A 23619-nucleotide genomic window follows, 5' to 3' on the forward strand; every position below is an offset into this window, starting at 1 on the left:
AACGCCACGAAAGTGGTCGGTCTAGATCCACGTCGGCAGCCACCAGCGCAGCCGCAGCAGGTCGTAGTCGATGGTTTGGCCGGTCCAGAGCGGCCAGAAGAACACGCTGACCGCGATGGCGACGACGACAAAGACGGCCACGACGCCGAGTCCGCTCGTGCGTCGATAGCGATCGTCGTCGGATCTGCCGATGATCACCCCGAGGGCGGCCACGAGCGCCAGGATCAGGTACGGCTCGAACACGATTGTGTAGAACTGGAACACGGTGCGGTTCAGGTAGAGCAACCACGGCAGGTAGCCGGCGGCGACGCCCATCAGAATGAAGCCGGTCTGCCACTGGCGGTAGCGCACCAGTCGGTACACGAGGTACAGCATGGCCGCGGTCGCAGCCCACCAGATGATGGGGTTGGCGATTCCAGAGATGGAGGCGCCGCAAGCATCCGCGAGACAGCCGTCGTCGCCGCGGGACAAGTTTTCGTAGAACATGCTCGTGGGCCGGATAAGCAGCAGCCAAGTGAGCGGGTTTGCCTGATACGGATGTGGTCGGCTTTCGCCCACGTGATAGCTGTAGACGCTCGATTGAAAGTGCCACAGGCTTTGCAGGTCGAGAGGCACCCAGCTGAGAGCGCCGGTCCAGGCGTTGCCGTCACTTTCGGCCCAGTTGCGGTCGTAGCCGTTGTCGCTGAGGAACCAGCCTGTCCACGTGCTGAGGTACACGAGCAGCGCAATCGGCACGGTCAGCAGGAAGCTGACCGGGGCTTGCTTGAAGAGGGTGCCGGAGCCCCAGAAGGTGATGCCGGCCTGGCGGCGAGCGAGGGCATCCACCACCAGGCTGTAGACGGCGAAGGCAGCCAAGAAGTAGAGGCCGTTCCATTTGACGGCGGCAGCGAGGCCGAAGGAAACGGCGGCGAGAATGAGCCAGGGCCGCCACCACAACGCAGGACCCCATTCGGTGCTCGCGCCGCGGAGCCCCCGGCGACTGATCCACAGTGCCAGCCGGGTGGCCGAATGCTCGCGATCCAGCAGCATCGCACCGACCCCGAGCAGGGCAAAGATCATCACAAAGTTGTCGAGCAGCGCGACCCGACTCATGACAATCGCGTTGCCATCGATCGCCAGCAGAAGCCCGGCAAGAGTCGCCAATAGCGTGGAACCGAACAGTTTCTTGGCGATCAGCATGAGCACCACGACCGCGAGAATGCCGACAATGGCGGTCGCGATGCGCCAGCCAAAGGGATCCTCGCCTCCGCCCGGCAGCATGCCCAACCCGATCAGCCACTTGCCGAGCGGCGGATGCACCACAAACGACGGGTCATTCAAAAAGATGTTGACCTTGCCGCTGTTGAACAGGGCATCCGCTTCGGCTGGCCACTGTGCCTCGTAGCCGAGGTTCACGAGCGTCCACGAATCTTTCACATAGAAGGTCTCGTCAAACACCAGCGACGACGGATGCCCGAGGCTCACCAGTCGCGTGAATGCCGCGATCAGCACCACAATCGCCGGCCCAGCCCAGCCGAGCCAGCGGCGGGTTAGCGGACTTCTCGCCGCCCACCAGTGATCGAGCGCCGAGCCCTCGCCGGCGGCATAGTGGCGGCCCGAGGCCTCCGAAACTGATGCAGCATCGGTATTTTCCAGAGCCCTCGCCGACGACTCGTTCGACAGGATGTCGTCGAAGTCGCGCGGGTTCGTCTGGCTCACTCGGCAATCGTACTCAGCGCGGAGCGATCGTGGGGTGCAGTGAAGGTTTGCCAAATCCAGTCGGCGGCGGTGCTGGCGGAGGGGCGCGGAGTCATGGCGAGCCACACCTCGATGATTCCGAAGGTGGCGCCGGTGACGCTGGCGCTCGCGATATCGAGGCCGAGTCCTTCCGGGGCTGCGGGGTCGTGGTCGATGATTCCTTGGCGCACAAAGAGGTTGAGGCGGGCGCGCAAGCGCGAGGCAACGAGGGCTGAACCGCGGGGACCGAGGGCGCTTGTGTACACGGCGGCGTTGGCGTCGACGTGAGAGAGATAGCTGAGCAGCGCGGGCGGCGGAGTGGGGCTGAGGGGGTCGAGGTCGGCCAGCTGAACCCCGGCGTCATCGGCGGCAGCTTCGATCGCAAAGGCGAGCAGTGTCTCTTTATCGGAGTAGTGCTGGTAAAAGCTGCTGCGGTTAACGCCCGCACGTTCCACGATCTGGTTGACGGTCACTTCGTCGAAGGGGTGCTCTTGAGTGAGGGCAAAGAGGGCGTGTTGCAGGCTGTGCCGGGTTCGTTCTACGCGAGCATCCATCCGTCGATCATTGCAGAGATACCCCGCAAAGGGGTGAGTTTTCCGACAAGTGTTGGAAAACTCAGGCAAGGAGACTTAGGCTGGTATCTGGCCCGAAGACGTGCTCGTTTTTGTGTTCCCGACGAGAGGTTTTCTTCAGCATGGCTGAACTCCTGTACCGCCTTGGCCGCCTATCGGCTCGCCGCGCTTGGCTCTTCATCATCAGCTGGCTCGCCGTGCTCGGTCTCGCTGGCGCTGCCTTCGCGGTTTTCGGCGGCACTCTGTCGTCGACCATGACTATTCCCGGCACGGAAACTGAACGTGTGGCCGACGAACTCACCGAGCAACTCGGTGACGTTGGTGGCATTTCCGCCACGGTCGTCTTTGGTTCAGAAGATGGCAGCGCCTTTTCCGCCGAACAACAGGGCGACATCACGGATGCCCTCGCCGAGCTCACCTCGCAGAACAACGTCAGCGACGTCATCGACCCCTTCGAGACCGACGCCCAGCGCAACGATCAAGCGCAAGAAATCGTGGACGGTCGCGAGCAGATCGACGCCGGCAAGCAGCAGCTAGTGGACGGCCAGGCTCAGTTGGATGCCGCCGCCACAGAACTCGAAGCCGGTCAAACTCAACTCGATGCTGCGATTGAGCAGGCTCAAGCCGCGGGCTTCTATGAGGCATCCGTCGATCAATTCGATGCCCAGCAAGCACAGATCGATGCCGGGCTGGCTGAGATCGACACCCAGCAGGCCACGATTGACGAGAACACTGCGCTATTGGCCGAACAAGAGGCGCAACTCGGCTTCGGCGAGCGTCTCATGGATGCCGCATCCGAGATCAGCCTCGTCTCTACCGACGGTGCGACGGCTCTCGGCCTCATCACCTTCGACAGCGAACTCCTCGACATTCCCGGCGAGACGAAGACCGCGATTGCGGATGAGCTCGACGCGATCGACATTGACGGAGTGACGGTCGATTACTCGTCGTCCATCACTACGTCGACCGATGGTCTGTTGGGCGTCGGTGAGCTTATCGGTGTTCTGTTGGCCGGCATTGTCTTGCTCGTGTTGTTCCGTTCGTTCTTGCCCGCAACGCTGCCGATCGTCTCCTCGATCATCGGTGTCGGAGTGGGTGTCGCGGGTTCGCTTGCGTTCTCGGGAGTCGTCGATATGACCTCGGTTACGCCGATCCTGGGCGTCATGCTCGGCCTTGCGGTCGGCATCGACTACACCCTGTTCATTGTGCAGCGTCACCGTCGTCAACTCGCGGCAGGAATGGACCTGCACGAGTCGATCGGTCTCGCCAACGGCACCTCCGGCAACGCGGTGTTGTTTGCCGGGTCGACAGTTCTTGTCGCTCTGCTCGCGCTCAATGTGAGCGGTATCCCTTTCCTCGGCGTTATGGGCACCGTGGGCGCGGTCTGCGTTTTCATCTCTGTGCTGATCGCCGTGAGCCTCACGCCAGCCCTGCTGGCATTGCTGGGCAAGCGAGTTCTTTCTCGCAAGGCCCGAGCCAATATTGGTCACGAGTCGCATACGCTCCCGCCCGCCCGCGCCATGCGCACGAGTCGCGCTGTGGTCATGCTGATCGTGGCGACGCTCGGTCTGTTGATCGTGGCCATCCCGGCGCTGTCGATGCGCCTCGGGCTCCCGGATGGTTCGTCAGAGCCCGCCGATTCGACGCAGTACCGCACCTACACGACGATCGCCGAAGAATTCGGAGCGGGCCAAAACGGTACCCTCCTGGTGACCGCCACTCTTCCCGCCCCCGTGGCGGAAGAGGATGAACTTGAGACTCAAGCCGACCTCGCCGACCAGTTGTTGGCGGTTGACGGTGTTGTGGCTGTCGCCCCGATCGGCGTCTCCGACGATTCGGACTACTTCGCGTTCCAGGTCATCCCGGTCGACGGTCCGTCGAGCGTCTCGACGGGGGAACTCGTTCACGAACTGCGCGACAGCTCGCCACTCGCGGGAAACATCGAGCTCGGTGTGGCCGGCTCGGCCAGCGGAAACATTGACATCTCCGAGAAGCTGGCTGATGTGCTGCCGCTGTACCTCGCGGTTGTTATTGGGCTGTCGCTGATCATCCTGATTCTGGTGTTCCGTTCGCTGCTCGTGCCGGTGATCGCGACCGCGGGTTACGTGCTGTCGTTGTTGGCGGCGTTCGGTGCAATGGTCGCCGTGTACCAGTGGGGTTGGCTGGGGGCGCTCTTCGGCGTGACCGACCCTGGCCCGCTGCTGAACTTTGCCCCGATCATCATCATGGGTGTGCTGTTCGGCCTCGCCATGGACTACCAACTGTTCCTTGTCTCGGGAATGCGCGAAGCGTACATCCACGGTGTGCCGGCTAAGGCTGCCGTCATGAGCGGTCTCCGCAGTGGTCGTGCCGTCGTCACCGCCGCGGCGATCATCATGATTGCCGTCTTCGGAGGCTTCGTCTTCTCGCACCTCGCGATCGTTCGCCCGCTTGGCTTCGGTCTCGCCGTCGGCGTGCTCTTTGACGCCTTTGTCGTGCGGATGATGTTGGTTCCGGCCCTGATGCACCTGTTCGGCAAGTCGGTGTGGTGGTTGCCTCGCTGGCTTGACCGCATCCTGCCCAGTGTGGACGTCGAGGGCTCAGCCCTCGAGCGCAGCCATCCGATGCACGCTGCTGATCCGCATGACGCCGGCGGTGCGGCGCCTGCTCCCGCAGCGCCCGAATCATCGGAGCGCTAAGAACTCACGATCGCTCCCGCTGCCCGGGGAGGCTTCCGCTACAGCGGGGTCTCTTCGGGCAGTAGTGCGTTCGGCCCAGCCCCGGGTTCTCCCGGCACGCGGGATGCCGCCCGCACTGCCCCGATGGAGGCCGCGATCACGAGGGCGATTCCCACTCCTTGCACGAGGGTGATGCTTTGGCCGAGCACGAAGAAGCCAGCCCCGGTGGCGATAGCGGGAGCCAGTGCCATGAGCACCGAGAACGCGGCGGCGGAGATGCGGCGCAGCGCAATAAGTTCGAGGGCGTACGGAATCGCCGAGGAACAAATAGCCACCGCGAGCCCGCGCATCAAAATTGACGGCTCGAGCAGAGTGCTACCCGCTTGCGAGATGCCGAAGGGGAGGCTGATGATCGCGCCGATTGCCATGGCGATGGCGAGGCCATCCAAGCCGGCAAAGACTTGACCGGTTTTGCGGGACGCCAAAATGTAGCCCGCCCATGACACGGCGGCGGCAAGCGCGAAGGCAACACCGACGGGGTCGAGAGCGCCAACGCTGCCGAGGCTGAGCAGGGCGACCCCGGCGAAGGCGAGCACAGCCCACAGCCAGGCGCTGGCCCGACGGGCAACGATGACGGAGAGCACGAGGGGGCCGAGCACTTCAATCGTGACGGTCGCGCCGAGGTCAACGCGGGAGAGTGCTTCGTAGAACAGCAGGTTCATGCCGCCGAGCGAAATGCCGAAAATCAGGGCCATGAGCCAGGCCCGCTTCGAGATAGCGCGCAGGTTGGGGCGGGCAATCGCCAGCAGAATCGCGGCCGAGAAAACGAGGCGCAGCGACACCATTCCGGCGGGGCCGACTTCGGGGAACAGCAGCACCGCTACCGAAGCGCCGACATCCTGAAAGATCAGGCCCAACACCACGAGCATGACAGCACCCAGCGGGGTTCCCCTCAAGGGCGGACGAGTCGACATAGTGCAACCCTACGACCTCAGAAGGGGTGATCTGCGCGCGAAAGAGAGCCGAATTCTGCGCTCGCAGTGCGGGTGGGAGAATGGCCGAGTGATCATTCTTGCGGCGACTCCCATCGGCAACCTTGGCGACGCCTCTCAGCGCCTCATCGAGGCCCTCACGAACGCTGAGGTGATCGCGAGCGAAGACACCCGCACGACCATCCATCTCATGCGCGCTCTCGGCATCGACAACCGGCCGCGGCTCATCCCGCTGCACGAACACAACGAGTCAGAGAAGGCCGCCGAGATCGTCGAGTTGGCTCGCGATGCCGATGTTCTCGTTCTCAGTGATGCGGGGATGCCCGCCATTAGCGATCCCGGATTCCCTCTCGTTTCGGCAGCCGCAGCCGCCGGAGTCACCGTCACTGCTCTGCCCGGACCGAGCGCAGTCCTCACCGCCCTCGCTGTCTCAGGCCTGCCGACTGACCGCTTCAGCTTCGAAGGCTTCCTGCCGCGCAAGGGCCGCGTCGCCTACTTCCGTGGTCTCGCTCGCGAAGAGCGCACGATGGTGTTCTTCGAGAGCCCCAACCGTCTGCCCGCGGCGCTCGCCGACCTCGCCACCGCCCTCGGCGATGACCGTCGCGCTGTAGTCTGCCGCGAGCTCACCAAAATGTATGAAGAGGTTGCGCGCGGCACCGCCGCCGAGCTCGCGGCCAAGTTCAAAGACGGAGCTCGGGGCGAAATCTGTCTCGTTGTCGAGGGTGCGCCGCCCGCGACCTCCGATCTCCCCACCGCAGTCACCTACGTACTTGCCCTTGTGGCCGATGGTGCTCGCCTGAAAGAGGCGGCAACCGAAGTGGCCGAGCAGACCGGGCTCAGCAAGCGCGAACTCTACGAAGCAGCGCTGCAGGCTAAGAAGAAGTAGCCCCTGAACCTAGGCCAGTTAGTCCTGTGACTCGCACGCAACCGTCAATTCGTGGTGGTCTTGAGTGAGCGCCTTCTTTGTTGCTCCGAGGAACAGCAAACCGACCACGCTCATGAGACGTGCCCCGAAGGTGAGCGGTGTCATCGTGAAGTGGTAGTCCATCCGAGTTCCACCGTGACTCGGCGTGAATAGGTACACGCTCTGGTAGTGCATGCCGTGCGACTGCGCATCCACGGTGTACGACACATCCTGCTCGCACGCCGTCACCCACATCACTTCGGTGGCTTCTTTTCCCGCAAACACGCGAGTCTCACGCCACTTTGTGCCGACAGCGAGCTGCGCAGGGCCCTCGAGCACTTCGAGGGAAAGGATGCCGCTGACTCGGGAGGGTGTGTTGTCGAGATCAGTGAAAATCTCGAAGACGCGTTCCGTTGGCGCCTCAATATGCACGCTTTCGGTGATCTTCATTGAATCTCCCTCATTCGACGCCACGACGTGGAGCTCTCGGCGAACGAGCGGCAGCGTTGCGTAGATGAAGCCTACGACGTTATGCCGCGACAGGTACCTGCGCATCCGCGTCAGTGACAGTGCTGCTCTTGCGCACGAAGCGCTTGAGGGCGACGACGATGAGGGCGGTAACGACGGTTCCAGCGGCAATCGCGAGCAGGAACATCGGGAACGGGTTGATCGCGAAGAACACGAATACACCACCGTGCGGCGCCTGCGAAGTGACGCCGGCGGCCATGATGATTCCACCCGTGACAGCGCTACCGATGGCACTCGCGGGGATCACGCGCAGCGGGTCAGCAGCAGCAAACGGGATGGCGCCCTCCGAGATGAACGAAGCGCCGAGCAACCAGGCTGCCTTGCCGTTTTCTTTCTCGACGGGCGAGAACAGACGGCGAGCGAGCACGGTGGAGGCGAGAGCCATTGCGAGAGGCGCAACCATGCCCGATGCCATGACGGCGGCCATGATCATCCACGGTGCCTGGTTGTCGATTGCACCGGCACCGAGGCCAGCGACAGCAAAAGCGTACGCGACCTTGTTCACGGGGCCACCGAGGTCGAAGCCCATCATGGCTCCCAGAATGAGACCAAGGACGACAGCGGATGCGCCGGTGAGGCCGTTGAGGAAGTCGTTCAGAGCAACGGTGAGCGACGCAATCGGTCCGCCAAGGATCAGCACCATGAGGCCGGAGGCGAAGATCGACGCCAGCAGCGGGATCACGACGACGGGCATGAGGCCGCGGAACCAGGCCGCGGTCTTGCGCTGAGCGAGCCAGTGAGCGGCAACACCGGCGAGGAGTCCACCGACGATTCCGCCGAGGAAGCCAGCACCCATGAGGCCAGCAACGGCTCCGGCGGTGAAACCGGGGGCGATGCCGGGGCGATCAGCAATCGCATAGGCGATGTAACCGGCAAGGGCGGGCACGAGGAAGCCCATCGAAGCCGCGCCGATCTGGAAGGCCGCAGCACCGAGGTAGGCGGCGACTCCGCCATCGGGCAGGTTCCAGAGGCTGTTCTGGGTGACGATGTCGGCCGCGGTGTCGGTGATCAAGTAGCCACCGAGCAAGAAACCGAGGGCGATCAGCAGACCGCCACCGGCCACAAACGGAATCATGTAGCTCACACCGGTGAGCAGGGCGCGCTTCACCGTCTGGCCGAAGTGCTCATCGGAGGTGCTACTCGTGCTCTCGATGGCCGCTTCGCCACCGGCAACGTGAGCTGCGTTGGGGTCGCTGGCCGCGGCGAGAGCTTCCGCGATCATCGCGTCTGGTGCATCAATTCCGCGCTTCACGGGCGACTGCACAAGAGCCTTGCCGGCGAAGCGGGCCTTGTCACGAACATCCACATCAACGGCAAAGATGACAGCGGATGCCGCAGCAATAACCGCAGGATCCAGCGGCGTTGCCCCCGACGAACCCTGAGTCTCGACGTGGAGTTCCACGCCAGCACGTTCTGCGGCGGCGGCGAGTGAATCGGCGGCCATGTAGGTGTGGGCGATGCCAGTGGGGCACGCGGTGACAGCGACGAGCACGGGGCGTGCGGCGCCGTCGGTGCCTGCGGTAGCGGTAGCGGTAGCGGTCGCGGCGGCATCGGTTGAGCCGCCGGCGTCGGCGTCGGGGTCGCCAGCGCCAGCAGCGCCGGAACCGCCAGCAGCAGCAGGCGCAGCCTTCTCTTCCGGCGCTGTGGCCTGCTCCACGAGCGCAACGATGTCTTCGCGGGTTTTCGCAGCGCGCAAGCTATCAACGAATTCGGGGTTCACGAGCGAGCGAGCGAGGGCCGAGAGAACCGTGAGGTGTTCTTGGTCGGCGCCGGCGGGGGCGGCGATCAAGAAGATGAGGTCGGCTGCAGCATCCGCAGCACCGAAGTCAACGGCAGGCTTCAGCCGAGCCATCACGAGGGTCGGTTCGGTGACGGCTTCTGAGCGGCAGTGGGGGATGGCGATTCCGCCGGGAACTCCCGTGTCGGTGAGCTGTTCGCGAGCCCACGCGTCGTCAAAGAGTGACTCGGAATCGGTGGCACGGCCCTGTTCGGCGACGAGAGCGGTCAGGGCTCGAATCACGCTTTCGCGTTCGGTGCCGAGATCGGCATCGAGCAATACGAGCTCGGGGGTGATGAGGTGCGACATTGCTTTCTCCTTGTATCCAGCAGTGGGGATGCTGAGGTTTATGGTGCGGTTGGTCGGCCGAGAATGGTGACCTCGGCAGCGGCGGGGGTGGTCTGATCGGGGCGCGGCATGGTGCTGCCGGGCAGGGAGGCGGCGGCTGCTCCGTGCGCGACGGCCTGCGCGAGGCGTCGTTCGGGGGTAGCACCGCGCTGGTCGGCGAGAAGGTAACCGGCGAGGGAGGCGTCTCCGGCGCCGACGGTGCTCTTGGCCGCAACGGGAGGCATCGTCGCGCGCCACGTCTCGCCGGCGGTCACGAGGAGGGCTCCGCGGGAACCGAGGGTCGCGAGAACGGCACGGCAGCCGCGGTGCACGAGCGTGAGTGCGGCGGCGGCCGCGGCATCCGGATCGTCTTCAAAAGTGTCGGGAAGACCGGTCATTTCGGCGAGCTCTTCGGCGTTGGGCTTGATGAGGTCGACGCCAATGCCTGATTCGATGAGCGCCAGCATGGGTGCGCCGGAGGAATCGACGGCGATGCGCGGGCACGCGCCAGCAGCCGTATCGTCAGCAGCGGCAGCGCGAATGGCTTCAATGACGCGAACATAAAAGTCGTCGCTCAGGCCGGGAGGAAGCGAGCCAGCAAGAACAACCCACTCAGCGCGGCGAGCGTGCGAGACCACAAGATCAATCAGCGCTGCATCGTCGTCAGCGGTGAGCTGCGGACCGGGCTCGTTGATCTTGGTGGTCGTGCCATCGGGCTCGGTGATCGTCACATTGGAGCGCACGCGACCCGCGATCGGCAGCCCCGCGGTCGGCGTGTGCTCGGCGCGCAACGCCACCAGCATGGGGTCGGAGTCATCTCCCGGAAGCACCGCAACGGTGTCAAGGCCCGAAGCGATGAGTGCCCGCGAGACGTTGACGCCCTTGCCGCCCGGCTGTTCGCTGCTCGCGACCGAGCGCTGAACTTCGCCGCGGTCAAGGGCTGCCGCGAGTTCGATCGTGCGATCGAGGCTGGGGTTGGCCGTAACGGTGACGATCATGCGATCACCGTTTCGACATCCGCGCGCTCGAGGGCACCGGTGAGGTCATCGTCGGGCGACTCCTCCGTGATGATTGTGTCGACCTCTGCGAGCGTGGCGAAGCTCATGAGCGTTTCAATGCCGAGCTTCGAACTGTCAACGAGGGCAATAGCGCGGCGCGAACCACGCGTGAGAGCACTTTTGACGGCAGCCTCGTCGGGGTCAGGGGTGCTGAAGCCAAACTCGGCGTGCAGGCCATTGGCGCCTACAAAAGCAATATCGGGCCGGATGCTCGCCAGCTGGTTCAGGGTTGTCGCTCCCACCGCAACACCCGTGATGCCCCGCAGCCGCCCGCCGACGACCTGAACGTCGATGTGCGGGTTCTCGCTGACAATGGCGGCAATGAAAATGGAGTGGGTGATAACCGTGAGGGAGCCTGCGGATGTCTCGGGCACCCAGCGTGCGAGCTGCTGAGCAAGACGGCTCGTGGTCGTTCCGCCATCGATACTGATCGCGCCGGTAAAGCTGGACGGAATAAGGGCCATCGCGGCCACCGCGATGCGTTCTTTGGCATCCGAGTTGCGGTCGGTGCGGGCAGCGACACTTTCCTCGACGCGACTAATCCGAGCCGCCGAGACGGCGCCCCCGTGCACGCGGCGCAATACGCCTCGCGCTTCGAGTTGGTCGAGGTCTCGACGGACCGTTTCGCTTGACACGTCGAACGTGCGGGCGAGGTCGATGACGGCGACGCGACCGGCTTCAGCAAGCGTGCCCTCTATGTGCTGCTGCCGCTCTTCCGCGTACATTCCGTAATCCCCTTTGACTGTCAACGCACCGGACTGCGTTTCTGCGAGGGTACGCCTGTTGTCGCAACGATGCAACACAAATGCAGAAAAAACCACACGTTCCCACATCGGGGGAGCGGTGCATCCGACTCCCGACGTGATCTCGGCCCGTCACTGCTGCGCTCAGAGCGCGCTCGGCGTAACGGACCGACACAGGCGAATAGAATGGGGGCATGTCTGCCGGCGACTCCTTCTACATTGCGACGCCCATTTTCTATGTGAACGACGTTCCCCACATTGGGCACGCCTACACGGAGGTGGCCGCCGATGTTCTCGCGCGCTGGCACCGTCAGCGGGGTGAAGACGCCTGGTTGCTCACGGGCACCGACGAGCACGGCCAGAAGATTTTGCGCACCGCCGTGGCCAACAACACGACTCCGCAAGAGTGGGCCGACCGTCTCGTCGCCGACTCCTGGCAGCCGCTGCTCGAGACGATCGATATCGCCAACGATGACTTCATTCGCACGACCGACGAGCGCCATGAGAAGGCAGTCTCGACCTTCCTGCAGCGCCTCTATGACGACGGCCACATTTATGCCGGCGAATACGAGGGCTACTACTGCGTTGGCTGCGAAGAGTACAAGCAGCTCGACGACCTCGTCACGGCCGCCGATGGCGAATACAAAGGCCAACTGGTGTGTGCGATCCACTCGCGCCCCGTTGAAATTCTCAAAGAGAAGAACTACTTCTTCCGCATGAGCGACTTCGGGCAGAAGCTGCTCGATCTTTACGAGAGCCAGCCCGACTTCGTGCAGCCCGCGAGCGTGCGCAACGAAATCGTGCAGTTCGTGAAGCAGGGGCTTGACGACCTCTCCATTTCGCGTTCCAGCTTCGACTGGGGTGTCAAGGTTCCGTGGGATGAAACCCACGTCGTGTATGTCTGGTTCGACGCCCTGCTCAACTACGTGAGCGCCATCGGTTACGGCGTCGACGACGAGCAGTTTGCCAAGCGCTGGCCTGCCGTGCAACTTGTCGGAAAAGATATTGCTCGCTTCCACGCCGTCATCTGGCCCGCGATGCTCATGGCTGCGGGCCTGCCCGTGCCCCGCGCGGTCTTCGGTCACGGCTGGTTGCTCGTCGGTGGCGAAAAGATGTCCAAGTCGAAGCTCACCGGTATTGCTCCGAGCCAAATCACCGACACGTTCGGTTCGGATGCGTTCCGCTACTACTTCATGAGCGCCATCACCTTCGGTCAAGACGGCTCCTTCAGCTGGGAAGACCTGAGTGCGCGCTACCAGTCAGAGCTGGCCAACGGCTTCGGCAACCTTGCCTCGCGCGTCATTGCGATGGTGAATAAGTACTTCGATGGTGAGATCCCGACGCTCGGTGAGCTCACGGCATCCGACGAAGCGATTATTGCCACGCAGAAGCGTGCGACCGAGCAGTCGAACGCGTTTATTGACAAGTTCGCGATCAACGAAGCGCTGGCCTCGGTCTGGGAACTCGTGGATGAACTCAACGGGTACATCACCGAGCAAGAGCCGTGGGCGCTGTCGAAAGACCCCGCCAACCGCGAGCGTCTCGGCACCGTGCTGGCCACCACCGTTAACGGTCTGGGCACTCTCGCGATTCTGTTGTCGCCCGTGCTGCCGAAGGCAACCGAAAAGCTCTGGCAGGCCATCGGCGGTGTTGGTGAACTGCGCGAGCAGCGCATCGACGATGCCACGAACTGGTCGAACACTGGTCGCGTGACCGCGCTCGAATCGTCGCTGTTCCCGCGCATCGAAGTGGATGCCGAGAGCGGCACGGCGTGACCGAACCGTTCATCAGGCAGCGTCACCGCAGCGCCGACGAGAAGGCCTCTGAGAAGCTGCAGTATCCGCCGCTGCCCGAGCCGCTCGAAGGTGTTGTCTACGACAATCACACGCACCTCGAGATCGCTGACGGCGGGCCCGACGGAGCGCTCGACTTCACCGAACACCTCGCGCGCGCAGCCTCGGTTGGCGTGCGTGGTGTCGTGCAGGTCGGCACGGATGTCGCGACGAGTCGCTGGTCGGCTGAGCTCGCCGCCTCCAACCCGCGCGTTCTCGCGGCGGTAGCAATTCACCCGAATGATGCCCCCGAACTCGAGGCAGCAGGGGAGTTGGATGCTGCGCTCGCCGCCATCGACGAACTCGCCGCGCTTCCACGAGTGCGCGCGGTCGGCGAAACGGGTCTCGACTTTTTCCGCACGGATGACGAGGGTCGCCCCGCGCAGTTCCGTTCCTTTGAAGAGCACATTGCGATTGCCAAGCGGCACGGCCTTGCCCTGCAGATTCACGATCGCGATGCTCACGACGAGGTCATTGAGACGCTGTTGCGGGTGGGCGCTCCCGAGCGCACGGTCTTCCACTGCTTCTCGGGCGATGCGGCAATGGCGCGCATCGCGGCCGATAACGGCTGGTTCTTGTCGTTCGCCGGCACGGTCACGTTCAAGAACGCGGCGAACCTGCGTGAAGCGCTCTCGGTGATCGATCTCGATCGCATCATGGTCGAGACCGACGCTCCTTACCTCACCCCGCATCCGCTGCGCGGGCGGCCGAATGCTCCCTACCTGATGCCGTACACGGTGCGCGCAATGGCCGCTCACCTCGAGATCACCGAGCTCGAACTTTCCGCTCAGCTGGCCGCCACCACGGAGGCCGTTTATGGCTCGTGGGACACCGAACTTCCCGAGAATGTAGGCACGCGATGAATACTTTGCTCGGTCCCGCCGAAATCCGCGATCTCGCTGATCTGCTCGGCATCCAGCCCACCAAGAAGTTGGGCCAAAACTTTGTCATTGATCCCAACACGGTGCGCCGCATCGTGAAGGCCGCGCACGTCGTTTCGGGCGAAACGGTGGTCGAGGTCGGACCCGGGCTGGGATCACTCACGCTCGGGTTGCTCGAGACCGGGGCATCCGTCGTCGCCGTCGAAATCGATAAGCGCCTCGCCGCCCAATTGCCGATTACGGTCAGCCAGATGCAGCCGGATGCTCAGCTCACGGTCATCACCGAAGACGCACTGCGCGTCACCGAGCTGCCCGACGAGCCCCGTGTTTTCGTCGCGAACCTGCCGTACAACGTGTCGGTGCCGGTGTTGCTGCACTTCTTGGAGCACTTCGATTCCCTCGACCGTGGTCTCGTCATGGTGCAGGCCGAAGTCGGCAACCGCGTCGCCGCTGGCCCCGGCAGCAAGGTTTATGGTTCGCCGAGCATCAAGGCTGCGTGGTACGGCGAGTTCTCCACCGCGGGTCTCGTGAGCCGTCAGGTGTTCTGGCCTGTGCCCAATGTCGACTCTGTGCTCGTGCGCTTCGAACGCCGCGAACAGCCCGGCACGATCGAAGAACGCAAAGCCACCTTCGCGCTTGTGGATGCCGCCTTCCAGCAGCGTCGCAAAATGTTGCGTCAGTCGCTCTCGAGTCTGTTGGGCAGCTCGACTGCAGCCTCCGACCGTCTCATTGCGGCGGGTGTCGCGCCCACCGCCCGCGGCGAGGAGCTCACGGTGCACGACTTCCTTGCTATTGCCCGCGCTGCGTAGCTAAAATCCTCTCACCGCACTCCGCGGCATTTCCAGAGTGGGCCACAGGCCCAGAACGGGTCTTGGGCCCGAGAGAGGGGGAGAACTGATGACTGTCTTCGTTGCGTCTTCGCTCCATCCCTCATTCATCGAGGTCTCTGCCTAACTCTGCGCGGTGACCTCCGTTCTGGAGATTCATCTATGTCACACGGTGACGATTTTTTTGTTGTACCCGATTTAGTTTTTTCAGCGGTCGAGCCGGGCGATGATCAGCGGTGGTCAACCTGGCCGTCGATCATTCCGTCGTTGCGCGGCCCGCAACCGTGGCCTCAGTGGGTTATCACCTCGGCGGGCGCGATCGATACCGAGTTGGGTGTGCTCAAGTCAGGCAAGGAGGCAGATGTCTTTTTGATTGAACGCGCTGAGCCTGACGGCCATTCGGTGCTGCTGGCGGCAAAGCGCTACCGAAGCTCTGAGACGAGTGACTTTCGGCGGTCCTCTCAATACACCGAGGGGCGACGCACTCGTCGTTCGCGTGACACTCGTGCCTTGCAGAAGAAGTCGACGTATGGTCGAGCGCTCTCGGCGGGGTTGTGGGCTGGTGCCGAATTTTCGGCGCTGAGTACGCTCTACCAGCTGGGCGCTCCGGTGCCGTATCCAGTGCAAGTGGACAACACCGAAGTGCTCATGGAGTTCATCGGCGATGGGCACGTTGCTGCTCCGCGCTTGGCTGCCGTTCGTGCGGAGCCGAGCACAATTGCAGACCTCTGGGCACAGGTGGTCGAACTCATGCGTGTATTTGCGCGAGCTGGCTTCGCGCATGGAGATCTGTCTCCCTACAACCTGCTGGTGCATGCGGGGCGAGTGATGGTGATTGACGTGCCCCAGATTGTCGACATCGTCAGCAATCCGCAGGGCATCGAGTTGCTCGAGCGCGACTGCCACAACGTGTGTTCGTGGTTTTTTCGTCACGGTGTCGAGTGCGATCCTGCGGAGCTTGCGGGGGAGTTGGTCGCCGAAGCCTTCGGGCGCTAGCGCAGAAGCTGGGGGTGCGGTGGCTATTGAGGGTGCGTGATCGCGCCAGTTCCTCACGGCAGCCATTCCGTTTGGTGCCGAACGACGGTAGGTTTACCTCATGTCGGAAGCAACGAACAGCACCCCCAGTGACCGCGACGTTCTGGAAGGAACAGGGCGGCATCCCGATGAGTGGTTCGCCTTTCTGGATATGGCGGGCGCGACCAAATGGCAGCACGCCGAATTTCTCAGCTGGTTCGAAGCCAATGCCGCTCACGTGAGCACCGAGTGGGCGGAGTCGGTTACCGCGCGCTATGCGGCGATCCGTGGGCTCACTATTTCCCAGTGATTTCGACACGGTAACGAGACCCTCACAATTGCGCGCCGGCGCCGGTTATCCCCATCCGGCGCACAGACAGGTCCGCCGCACAAGGTAAGTTTGGTTCATGACTACCGCCCCGGCAGCCTCCACAATGGTTCACGCTCGTGCCCCAGGCAAAGTCAACGTGTTTCTCAAAGTGGGCTCGCTGCTCGACGATGGTTACCACGATGTTGCGATCGCCTATCAGGCACTCTCGCTGTGTGAAGATGTGCGGGCATTCCACGCCGACGACTTCTCCGTTTCTGTCACGGGAACGGTCAATCTCTCGCGGGTTCCCACCGATGGTTCCAACATCGCAATTCAGGCCGCCCGTCTCCTTGCGCGTCGCACCGGCTACCGCGGTGGCGTTCGTCTCGAAATCGAAAAGCATGTTCCTGTCACCGGTGGTATGGGTGGTGGTTCTGCGGATGCCGCAGCAACCCTCCTTGCCTGTGACGCGCTGTGGGGCACCAACATCTCTCGCGAAGAAATGCTCGGGCTCGCATCGGAATTGGGTTCCGACGTGCCGTTTGCGCTCACTGGCGGAACCGCGATCGGAACAGGTCGTGGCGACCGACTCAGCCCGGCTCTCGCCAAGGGACAGTTCCAGTGGGTGTTGGCGCTCGCCGACTTCGGCCTCTCCACTCCGGAGGTGTATGCCGAGCTCGACGTGCACCGTGAGCGTCACTCTCAAGACATTTTTCCCGCCGAGGTTGCACCAACGGTCGAGACTGATGTGCTGCAGGCGCTGCGCGCCGGCGACCCGCACATGCTCGCCGAATGCCTCCACAATGACCTTCAGGCTCCCGCCCTCAAGTTGCAGCCGTCGCTTGCCGCAGTGATCGAACTTGGCGAAAAGAACGGTGCCCTTGCTGGCGTCATTTCTGGTTCAGGGCCGACGGTAGCGTTCCTCACGGCCGACCTCGATTCGGCTCTCGAACTGCAGATCGCGCTGAGCGCAGCGCAGATGAATGTGGTGCGAGCGACTGGTCCAGTGCACGGGGCGCGAATCATTAACGCCTAACCGCAGTAGGCTTGCCCGAATGGCACACCTTCTTGGCGCTGAGTCCCTTCATCTTGAATTTCCGACCCGCGTAATCTTCGACAATGTCACCATCGGCCTCGACGAGGGCGACCGTATCGGCATCGTCGGTCGCAACGGTGACGGCAAAACCACCCTTATGCGGATGCTCTCGGGCAAACTCGACCCCGATGAGGGGCGAGTAACCAGGCGCAACGGCGTCACTCTCGGCATGCTCGATCAGGCCGATGAGCTTGATGGCACGAAGACGGTGCACGAGACCGTTATTGGCGACATTGATGAGCACGTGTGGGCGGGTGACCCCAAGGTTCGCGACGTCATTGCCGGACTTGCTGCTGACATCCCGTGGGAAGCCAAAGTTGGCGACCTCTCCGGTGGTCAGCGCCGCCGTGTTGCTCTCGCTGCGCTGCTGATTGGTGATTGGGATGTCATCTTCTTGGATGAGCCCACTAACCACCTCGACGTCGAAGGTATCTCGTGGCTTGCGAACCATCTCAAGCGTCGCTGGGGCACTAACGCCGGTGGGTTGCTGGTTGTCACTCACGACCGGTGGTTCCTCGATGAGATTTGTACCGCAACGTGGGAGGTGCACGATCGCCTGATCGAGCCTTTCGAGGGCGGCTATGCGGCCTACATTCTGCAGCGTGTTGAGCGTGACCGCATGGCGGCTGCGTCGGAGTCGAAGCGTCAAAACCTCATGCGCAAAGAATTGGCGTGGTTACGTCGGGGTGCTCCCGCGCGCACAACGAAGCCGAAGTTCCGTATTGATGCGGCGAATGATTTGATCGAAAACGAGCCGCCCGCCCGCGATAGCGTTTCGCTGTCGTCGATGGCAATGCAGCGTCTCGGCAAGGATGTCGTTGACCTCGAAGACGTCACGGTCACCTATCAGGTCACGGATCCCGCCTCCGGAGCCGCGGGCGAGAAGACCGTGCTGAAGGATGTCACGTGGCGCATCGCTCCTGGTGAGCGCACCGGCATCCTCGGCGTCAACGGCGCCGGAAAATCGACGCTGCTGTCGCTCGTCTCGGGAACCCTGTTGCCCACCAAGGGTCGCGTCAAGCGCGGTAAAACCATCAAGGTCGCCACCCTCACGCAGCAGCTTGCTGAGCTCGAAGACATTTGGAACGAGCGTGTCAGCACGGTCATCGGTCGCCACAAGAGCACCTATGTCACGGGCGGTAAAGAAATGACGCCGACCCAGATGCTGGAGCGCGTTGGTTTCACAAGCACGCAGCTCTCCACCCCGGTAAAAGACTTGTCTGGTGGCCAGAAGCGTCGCCTGCAGTTGCTGCTCATTTTGCTCTCGGAGCCGAACGTTCTGATTCTCGATGAGCCCACTAACGACCTCGACACCGACATGCTTGCGGCCATCGAAGACCTCCTCGACACCTACCCGGGAACGCTGCTCGTCGTGAGCCACGACCGGTACCTGCTCGAGCGCGTCACCGACCAGCAGTATGCCGTGATGGAGGGCAGCTTCCGCCACCTTCCGCGCGGTGTTGACCAGTATCTCGAATTGCGCACGCAGCAGCTCAAGGGCTCCACGGGTGCAAGCGGCGCTGCCGCTGGTGCTCCGGATGCCACGGCCGCCAAATCGAAGCCCAAGTTGGGCGGTGCTGAACTGCGCAATTCGCAAAAGGAGCACGCTGCTGCCGGTCGCAAGATCGCCAAACTGCAGGGGCAGATTGCTGAGCTTCACCAGCGCATGGCCGCTCATGACCAGTCAGACTTTGCTGGTTTGGGCGCCCTCGTCGGCGAGCAGCAGGCGCTGCAAGAGGCGCTCGACACCGTCGAGACCCGCTGGCTCGAACTCGACGAACTACTCGCTTAGCGGGCTGCCACACCAGTCGGTAGTGCGACGCTGAGACGGAACCCCTCGGGGCCGTTCTCGGCGTTCACGCCGCCACCGTGTGCTTCCACGATCCCGCGCACAATCGCGAGCCCAAGACCAGCGCCACCCGAACCGCTCGACTCCTGATCGGGAGTGCGGGCTTCGGTGGCACGCCAGCCGATCTCAAACATGTGGCTGAGGTCTTCGCTGGCCACACCACTGCCCTGATCGAGCACTGAGAGCACGAGGCTGGTGTCGTCGCGCTGGTCGGCACTCACCAGAATCTGCGAATCGGCGGGCGCATAGCGGATGCTGTTGGTGAGCAGATTCACCACGACGCGAGTGAGCTCGTGGGGGTCGGCCCAGAGCATCCGCCCCTCCACGCCGGCATGGCTGATCTGGATGCCGCGGGCCGCAGCCAGCTGGCTGACGTCGGCAACGGCATCCGACACAATATCGAGCAGCTCGACGTTCTCGGGGCGGAGCTTGAGGGTGCCGCTCTGGATAAGCGACAGCTCGAAGAGATCATCCACGAGCCGGTTCATAGTGCCAACCTGGGCGCGAATCTGGCGCAGGTAGTCACTAGGGTCATCCACGACGCCCGCATCAAGGGCTTCGGCGAGAGCGCTGATGCCGGTCAGGGGAGTGCGCAGGTCATGCGAGATCCAGGCGAAGAACTGGCGGCGCGAGGCATCCAGTCTGGCAATTTCGTCACGGGCAGCAGCGAGCCGTTGGGAGGCATCAGAGAGCTGCACCGAGACTTCGGCAACTTCTTTCCACGTGTTGGCATTGGCGGTCACAACAGCGCCAGCGCCAACTTGCGCGACGCTGTGGCGCAGTTTCGTGAACTCCCGACGAACGGCTCGCCCACTCACGAGGGCCGCGACAAGACTCATGAGGGTGGAGATTCCGACGACCCACAGCACGACCTGCAGGTCGTGGGCCGAGAGATACATTTGGGCGGTCACCACCACGGTCGTGAGCGCGATCGACACGATCGCTGCGCTCACCACAATGGTGAATTGGAACGCAATCGAGCGACGGCGGCCTAGGCGCAGCACGAGCATTGCCATCAGCATCACGAAGGCCGTGCAGCCGGCAGCAATGGCGAGAATAAAGAGCAGCTCGCTGGAGTTGAGGATCATGCGGCATCCTTCACGGTGAAGCGGTACCCCTTGCCCCACTCGGTGAGCAGGTAGCGGGGGTAGCGCGGTTCGGGTTCAATTTTTTCGCGCAGGCGGCGCACGTGAACGGTGACGGTGGAGGCCTCGCCAAAGCTCCAGCCCCAGACCTCGCGCAAAATATCGTCGCGGCTCAGCACGCGTTCGGGGTTTTGCAGCAGAAAGAGAAAGAGTTCGTATTCGCGGGTGGTCAGCGTCATGTCGTGGCCGTCGAGCAAGATCTTGCGATGTGCCGGATCAACCCGAAACTGCCCGAGGGCAAACGGTTCGGATGACACGTGCGAGCTTCGCGTGCGACGCACCATCGCGTCGACCCGCAGCTGCAATTCGCGCAGCGAGAAGGGTTTTGCGATGTAGTCGTCAGCACCGTGCTCGAGACCATCGATGCGTTCTTCAACGGCATCCAGAGCGGTCAGCATGATGATGGGCAGTTGCGGGGATGCCGCACGCGCCTGGCGGCACAGTTCGTCGCCGCCGACGCCGGGCAGCATCCGATCGAGGATGAGTACGNCGGTAACGGAATATCCACGTGAGCGCAGAAATTCGGTGACGACCGAGAGCACGGTGGCATCGTCTTCGACGATCATGACACTCGGTTGGTTTTCCATAACCCCAGCCTAGATTGAGCGGTTGTGGCATAACGGGTTTCAATTCTTACGCTCTTGACACATTCGTCAGTTTCGGGGATGCCTCGACTTAGGTTCGTAACCGTCAGCAGGGTGTAGACCGGCTGGCTTCCTCCATAAACACACGAACTTAGGAACTCCCTCATGAGAAAAACAGCTATTTCAGCCGCAGCAATTCTCGCTCTCTCCCTCATGCTCAGTGCCTGCAGCGGTGCAGCCACCGACACATCGAGCAGTGAGTCCGCAGCCCCGGAGTCGTCCGAGACCGAGACCGAGATGATGCACGAAGAGGTCACAGGAACCTTCGAGGGCGCCGGCGAACACTCCGTCGAAGGAACCGTCACTGTCAGCGACATTGAGATCGTGCTCTCGGGCTATTCCTCTGATGAGGGCCCCGACCTCAACATCTATCTCACGAACGGCAACGACGAGGATGCCGTAGCAGCAGGCATGCAGATCGACTCCGTCGTGTTCGATGAAGCCAGCCAGACCTTCACCTTCGACGCCATGGACATCTCCGGCTACGACACCGTCGTCATCTACTGCGACAAGGTCAAGGCAATCTTCGGATCAGCATCGCTCTCATGATGAATCGTGCGCTTTCCCTCGTCGCTTCCGTGATCACGGGAGCGGCGAGGGTGGGCCTCGGCATCCTGTGGTTGAACGAAGGTCTCTTCAAGATCAAGGCAGGATTCGACGGAGCCGACATCGGCCTTGTCGTTCAAAGCACAGCATCCAACAATCGGGTGGCAGATGGCTTCGAGGCGTTTACCGCTACTTTCCTCGGTGGCGCCCCCGGCTTCTTTGGCTGGGCCATCCCCGCTCTCGAAGTCGGGCTGGGAATCGCGCTGATCTTGGGCGTGCTGACCTTCCCCGCCGTCCTTATGAGCGCAGTGACGCTTCTGTCGTACTGGTCAGCCGATCAGCTGATCGAGGAGTACCCGATCATGCTGGCCCTCTCGGTCGTTGTTGCGGCGTTCGTGGTCAGTGCATCGCGAATCTCGGTCACCACCATTGTCGAGAAGCTCGCACTGCGCACGAAGCCAGAATCTCGTTGGTTCGCAGCGCCCGTAAGACGCTGGCTCTAGTCGGCATCGACGATCCACGAGGTATCGTTCACGGCCCGTTGCTCGCACTCTGCGAGTTGCGGGCCGTTTCGCGTGCCGGCAGCAGAGCTAGCAGGCAGCAGAGCTAGCAGGCAGCAGAATTAGCCGAGGGCCGCGACTCCTGCGGCACGGGCGATCTCGACAGCGCCGAGGGAGATAAGCGCGATGAACGCCCACGAGACGAGGGCGACAACGAGCGAACGACCACCGGTGCGGATGAGATTGCCAATACTGATAGCGGCACCCAGCCCGAAGAGAGCCATGCCGAGCATGAGCTCTTGGCCGTAGGACGCAACCTCAAGGAAGCCATCTGAGAGCGGAACGAAGGTGCGCACCAGCACAGCAGCGAGGAATCCGACCACGAAGAGCGGCAGAATCGCGGGGCGCTTCGCTGGCTTCACATCGACAGAGTCTGCTTCCAGAGTGCCCGCCGCATCGGCGGCGGCCGCAGTCTTGCGATCGCCGCGAGCGACAACAATCCCGGCAAGCGCAACCATCGGTGCCAGCATTGCGACGCGAGTGAGCTTCACGACGACAGCAACGGCGAGGGCTGTTGCGCCTGCGATTTGGGCTGTGGCGACAACCTGGCCCACGTCGTGCACACTCGCGCCCACCCACATCCCGAACTCGGCGGTATCCAGACCAATTAGTGGGCGTAGCGCGGGCAGCAGGGCGATGGCGAGGGTTCCGCACAGGGTGACAAGGGCTACCGGAGTAGCGGTGTCAGATTCTTTGGCGCGAGTCATACCGGCCATCGCGCCAACAGCGGAGGCGCCACAGATGGAGAATCCGGCCGCAATCATCAACGGCTGCTGACCGGGGAGGCGCAGCATCCGCCCCAAGCCCCAGGTGAAGAAGAAGGTGATGACAACAATCGCCACAATCATGCCGAGCACCAACCAGCCGAGCTCAGCAATGCTCACAAGGCTCAGCTTGAACCCCAACAGCACTACACCGATGCGAAGCAGGCGACGGGCCGCAATGGTGAGGCCTGGCTTCATCTCCGCGCGTACAGAGTTACGCCACGGTAGTGCGGTGAACAGGATGCCGAGCACGACGCACGCAGTGAGCGTGGGGATCGCCGGCACTAGAAAACTGATCAGTAGTGCGAGCCCGAATGCTCCTAGTGCCAACCCCAGTCCGGGAATGTTGCGTCGGAATGCGGTTTGCGTAGGGGTGCTATTCACCGTCGAGGCTCAACTTTCTGAGCAGTCCGCTCAATCGTTCTTGTTCGGCGGGAGACATGCGCGCCAGCAAGGCTGTCTCGTCATGTACCAGCGAAGTAATGGCGCCATCGACACTTTCGCGACCGCTCGCCGTCATTCTCACGATCACGCCACGACCGTCATTGGGGTCGGTGCGACGCTGAACGAGACCGCGCGAGACCATCCGGTCGATGCGATTTGTCATGGTTCCGCTCGACACCATCGTCTGCTGCACGAGAGCGGTGGGGCTCAATTGGTACGGGGAACCGGCTTTGCGCAGCGCCGACAACACATCAAACTCCCACGGCTCTACGCCGGCGACGGCGAACGCTGACCGGCGGGCGCGCTCCAAATGCTTAGCGAGACGGCCGACGCGGCTGAGGACATGCAACGGCGCAAAGTCGAGATCGGGGCGCTCGCGCGACCACGCTTCGACAATTCGGTCGACTTCGTCGCGTTGGGGCATCCGGTTATT

The 23619-nt window shown here is 62.8% G+C and carries 22 protein-coding genes; 11 read left to right on the forward strand and 11 right to left on the reverse strand.

Features of this window, described 5'->3' with window-relative positions:
• Nucleotides 1-21: 21 nt before the first annotated feature.
• Nucleotides 22-1698: a dolichyl-phosphate-mannose--protein mannosyltransferase gene (locus tag I6E52_RS11620; RefSeq protein WP_197157614.1), complete on the reverse strand. Its 1677-nt coding sequence runs from the start codon at nt 1696-1698 to the stop codon at nt 22-24.
• Entirely contained in the window at nt 1695-2270 is a 576-nt protein-coding gene (locus I6E52_RS11625) for a TetR/AcrR family transcriptional regulator (RefSeq protein WP_197157617.1), read from the reverse strand. The genes I6E52_RS11620 and I6E52_RS11625 overlap by 4 nt, the downstream gene beginning before the upstream one ends.
• A gap of 140 nt (nt 2271-2410) precedes the next feature.
• On the opposite strand from I6E52_RS11625, the gene I6E52_RS11630 reads away from it, so the two are divergent.
• Nucleotides 2411-4966: an MMPL family transporter gene (locus I6E52_RS11630; protein WP_197157619.1), complete on the forward strand. Its 2556-nt coding sequence runs from the start codon at nt 2411-2413 to the stop codon at nt 4964-4966.
• A 38-nt stretch (nt 4967-5004) separates the two neighbouring features.
• Here the strand turns inward: I6E52_RS11630 and I6E52_RS11635 are convergent, their stop codons facing one another.
• A complete protein-coding gene (locus I6E52_RS11635; protein ID WP_197158028.1) occupies nt 5005-5874 on the reverse strand; it encodes a DMT family transporter in 870 nt (289 codons plus the stop codon).
• A 133-nt stretch (nt 5875-6007) separates the two neighbouring features.
• Between I6E52_RS11635 and rsmI the strand changes: the two genes are divergently transcribed.
• A complete protein-coding gene (gene rsmI / locus I6E52_RS11640; protein ID WP_197157621.1) occupies nt 6008-6823 on the forward strand; it encodes a 16S rRNA (cytidine(1402)-2'-O)-methyltransferase in 816 nt (271 codons plus the stop codon).
• An 18-nt stretch (nt 6824-6841) separates the two neighbouring features.
• On the opposite strand, the gene I6E52_RS11645 is transcribed toward rsmI, so the two are convergent.
• The 4 genes from I6E52_RS11645 to I6E52_RS11660 all read right to left on the reverse strand — a co-directional run bounded on the left by I6E52_RS11645 (nt 6842) and on the right by I6E52_RS11660 (nt 11256).
• Nucleotides 6842-7291 carry an SRPBCC family protein gene (locus tag I6E52_RS11645; protein ID WP_197157623.1) on the reverse strand — a complete coding sequence of 150 codons (450 nt, stop codon included), beginning with the start codon at nt 7289-7291 and terminating at the stop codon, nt 6842-6844.
• 79 nt (nt 7292-7370) lie between these two features.
• Nucleotides 7371-9455: a fructose-specific PTS transporter subunit EIIC gene (locus tag I6E52_RS11650; protein ID WP_197157625.1), complete on the reverse strand. Its 2085-nt coding sequence runs from the start codon at nt 9453-9455 to the stop codon at nt 7371-7373.
• 38 nt (nt 9456-9493) lie between these two features.
• A complete protein-coding gene (locus I6E52_RS11655; RefSeq protein WP_197157627.1) occupies nt 9494-10471 on the reverse strand; it encodes a 1-phosphofructokinase family hexose kinase in 978 nt (325 codons plus the stop codon).
• A complete protein-coding gene (locus tag I6E52_RS11660) occupies nt 10468-11256 on the reverse strand; it encodes a DeoR/GlpR family DNA-binding transcription regulator (protein ID WP_197157629.1) in 789 nt (262 codons plus the stop codon). The genes I6E52_RS11655 and I6E52_RS11660 overlap by 4 nt, the downstream gene beginning before the upstream one ends.
• Nucleotides 11257-11468: 212 nt before the next feature.
• Between I6E52_RS11660 and metG the strand changes: the two genes are divergently transcribed.
• The 7 genes from metG to I6E52_RS11695 all read left to right on the forward strand — a co-directional run bounded on the left by metG (nt 11469) and on the right by I6E52_RS11695 (nt 19026).
• Nucleotides 11469-13049 (forward strand): methionine--tRNA ligase, encoded by a 1581-nt coding sequence (gene metG / locus I6E52_RS11665; RefSeq protein ID WP_197125720.1) that lies wholly within the window; start codon nt 11469-11471, stop codon nt 13047-13049.
• Entirely contained in the window at nt 13046-13969 is a 924-nt protein-coding gene (locus I6E52_RS11670; protein WP_197157631.1) for a TatD family hydrolase, read from the forward strand. Before metG ends, I6E52_RS11670 begins: the two co-directional genes overlap by 4 nt.
• A complete protein-coding gene (gene rsmA / locus I6E52_RS11675) occupies nt 13966-14796 on the forward strand; it encodes a 16S rRNA (adenine(1518)-N(6)/adenine(1519)-N(6))-dimethyltransferase RsmA (RefSeq protein ID WP_197157633.1) in 831 nt (276 codons plus the stop codon). The genes I6E52_RS11670 and rsmA overlap by 4 nt, the downstream gene beginning before the upstream one ends.
• 180 nt (nt 14797-14976) lie before the next feature.
• Entirely contained in the window at nt 14977-15810 is an 834-nt protein-coding gene (locus tag I6E52_RS11680) for a serine protein kinase RIO (RefSeq protein WP_197157635.1), read from the forward strand.
• Between the two features lie 100 nt (nt 15811-15910).
• On the forward strand, nt 15911-16138 hold the full coding sequence (locus I6E52_RS11685) for a 4-diphosphocytidyl-2C-methyl-D-erythritol kinase (RefSeq protein ID WP_197157637.1): 228 nt from the start codon (nt 15911-15913) through the stop codon (nt 16136-16138).
• A 97-nt stretch (nt 16139-16235) separates the two neighbouring features.
• Complete coding sequence (locus tag I6E52_RS11690; protein WP_197157639.1) at nt 16236-17174, forward strand: 4-(cytidine 5'-diphospho)-2-C-methyl-D-erythritol kinase; 939 nt, start codon at nt 16236-16238, stop codon at nt 17172-17174.
• 19 nt (nt 17175-17193) lie between these two features.
• Nucleotides 17194-19026 (forward strand): ABC-F family ATP-binding cassette domain-containing protein, encoded by a 1833-nt coding sequence (locus tag I6E52_RS11695; RefSeq protein ID WP_197157641.1) that lies wholly within the window; start codon nt 17194-17196, stop codon nt 19024-19026.
• On the opposite strand, the gene I6E52_RS11700 is transcribed toward I6E52_RS11695, so the two are convergent.
• Together I6E52_RS11700 and I6E52_RS11705 are read right to left on the reverse strand one after the other, a co-directional pair.
• On the reverse strand, nt 19023-20171 hold the full coding sequence (locus tag I6E52_RS11700; protein ID WP_197157643.1) for a cell wall metabolism sensor histidine kinase WalK: 1149 nt from the start codon (nt 20169-20171) through the stop codon (nt 19023-19025). The genes I6E52_RS11695 and I6E52_RS11700 overlap by 4 nt on opposite strands.
• Complete coding sequence (locus tag I6E52_RS11705) at nt 20168-20815, reverse strand: response regulator transcription factor (protein ID WP_197157645.1); 648 nt, start codon at nt 20813-20815, stop codon at nt 20168-20170. The genes I6E52_RS11700 and I6E52_RS11705 overlap by 4 nt, the downstream gene beginning before the upstream one ends.
• 162 nt (nt 20816-20977) lie before the next feature.
• Between I6E52_RS11705 and I6E52_RS11710 the strand changes: the two genes are divergently transcribed.
• Nucleotides 20978-21421, forward strand: a complete 444-nt coding sequence (locus I6E52_RS11710) for a DM13 domain-containing protein (protein WP_197125705.1) — start codon at nt 20978-20980, stop codon at nt 21419-21421.
• Nucleotides 21418-21921 carry a DoxX family membrane protein gene (locus I6E52_RS11715; protein ID WP_197157647.1) on the forward strand — a complete coding sequence of 168 codons (504 nt, stop codon included), beginning with the start codon at nt 21418-21420 and terminating at the stop codon, nt 21919-21921. Before I6E52_RS11710 ends, I6E52_RS11715 begins: the two co-directional genes overlap by 4 nt.
• 119 nt (nt 21922-22040) lie before the next feature.
• On the opposite strand, the gene I6E52_RS11720 is transcribed toward I6E52_RS11715, so the two are convergent.
• Together I6E52_RS11720 and I6E52_RS11725 are read right to left on the reverse strand one after the other, a co-directional pair.
• On the reverse strand, nt 22041-23126 hold the full coding sequence (locus tag I6E52_RS11720; protein WP_197157649.1) for a YeiH family protein: 1086 nt from the start codon (nt 23124-23126) through the stop codon (nt 22041-22043).
• On the reverse strand, nt 23119-23610 hold the full coding sequence (locus I6E52_RS11725) for a MarR family winged helix-turn-helix transcriptional regulator (protein ID WP_197157651.1): 492 nt from the start codon (nt 23608-23610) through the stop codon (nt 23119-23121). Before I6E52_RS11725 ends, I6E52_RS11720 begins: the two co-directional genes overlap by 8 nt.
• Nucleotides 23611-23619 lie beyond the last annotated feature (9 nt).

This window comes from Salinibacterium sp. NG253 (assembly GCF_015864945.1).
Taxonomy (GTDB): domain Bacteria; phylum Actinomycetota; class Actinomycetes; order Actinomycetales; family Microbacteriaceae; genus Rhodoglobus.

Bases quoted from the DNA above. Each gene is read 5' to 3' on its own strand.
- I6E52_RS11695 (WP_197157641.1), top strand. From the start codon at position 17,194: ATGGCACACCTTCTTGGCGCTGAGTCCCTTCATCTTGAATTTCCGACC.
- metG (WP_197125720.1), top strand. From the start codon at position 11,469: ATGTCTGCCGGCGACTCCTTCTACATTGCGACGCCCATTTTCTATGTG.
- I6E52_RS11635 (WP_197158028.1), bottom strand. From the start codon at position 5,874: ATGCTCGTGGTGTTGGGCCTGATCTTTCAGGATGTCGGCGCTTCGGTA.
- I6E52_RS11630 (WP_197157619.1), top strand. From the start codon at position 2,411: ATGGCTGAACTCCTGTACCGCCTTGGCCGCCTATCGGCTCGCCGCGCT.
- I6E52_RS11725 (WP_197157651.1), bottom strand. From the start codon at position 23,610: ATGCCCCAACGCGACGAAGTCGACCGAATTGTCGAAGCGTGGTCGCGC.
- I6E52_RS11710 (WP_197125705.1), top strand. From the start codon at position 20,978: ATGAGAAAAACAGCTATTTCAGCCGCAGCAATTCTCGCTCTCTCCCTC.
- I6E52_RS11680 (WP_197157635.1), top strand. From the start codon at position 14,977: ATGTCACACGGTGACGATTTTTTTGTTGTACCCGATTTAGTTTTTTCA.
- I6E52_RS11700 (WP_197157643.1), bottom strand. From the start codon at position 20,171: ATGATCCTCAACTCCAGCGAGCTGCTCTTTATTCTCGCCATTGCTGCC.
- I6E52_RS11690 (WP_197157639.1), top strand. From the start codon at position 16,236: ATGACTACCGCCCCGGCAGCCTCCACAATGGTTCACGCTCGTGCCCCA.
- I6E52_RS11625 (WP_197157617.1), bottom strand. From the start codon at position 2,270: ATGGATGCTCGCGTAGAACGAACCCGGCACAGCCTGCAACACGCCCTC.
- I6E52_RS11645 (WP_197157623.1), bottom strand. From the start codon at position 7,291: ATGAAGATCACCGAAAGCGTGCATATTGAGGCGCCAACGGAACGCGTC.
- I6E52_RS11715 (WP_197157647.1), top strand. From the start codon at position 21,418: ATGATGAATCGTGCGCTTTCCCTCGTCGCTTCCGTGATCACGGGAGCG.
- I6E52_RS11655 (WP_197157627.1), bottom strand. From the start codon at position 10,471: ATGATCGTCACCGTTACGGCCAACCCCAGCCTCGATCGCACGATCGAA.
- I6E52_RS11685 (WP_197157637.1), top strand. From the start codon at position 15,911: ATGTCGGAAGCAACGAACAGCACCCCCAGTGACCGCGACGTTCTGGAA.
- rsmA (WP_197157633.1), top strand. From the start codon at position 13,966: ATGAATACTTTGCTCGGTCCCGCCGAAATCCGCGATCTCGCTGATCTG.
- I6E52_RS11660 (WP_197157629.1), bottom strand. From the start codon at position 11,256: ATGTACGCGGAAGAGCGGCAGCAGCACATAGAGGGCACGCTTGCTGAA.
- I6E52_RS11650 (WP_197157625.1), bottom strand. From the start codon at position 9,455: ATGTCGCACCTCATCACCCCCGAGCTCGTATTGCTCGATGCCGATCTC.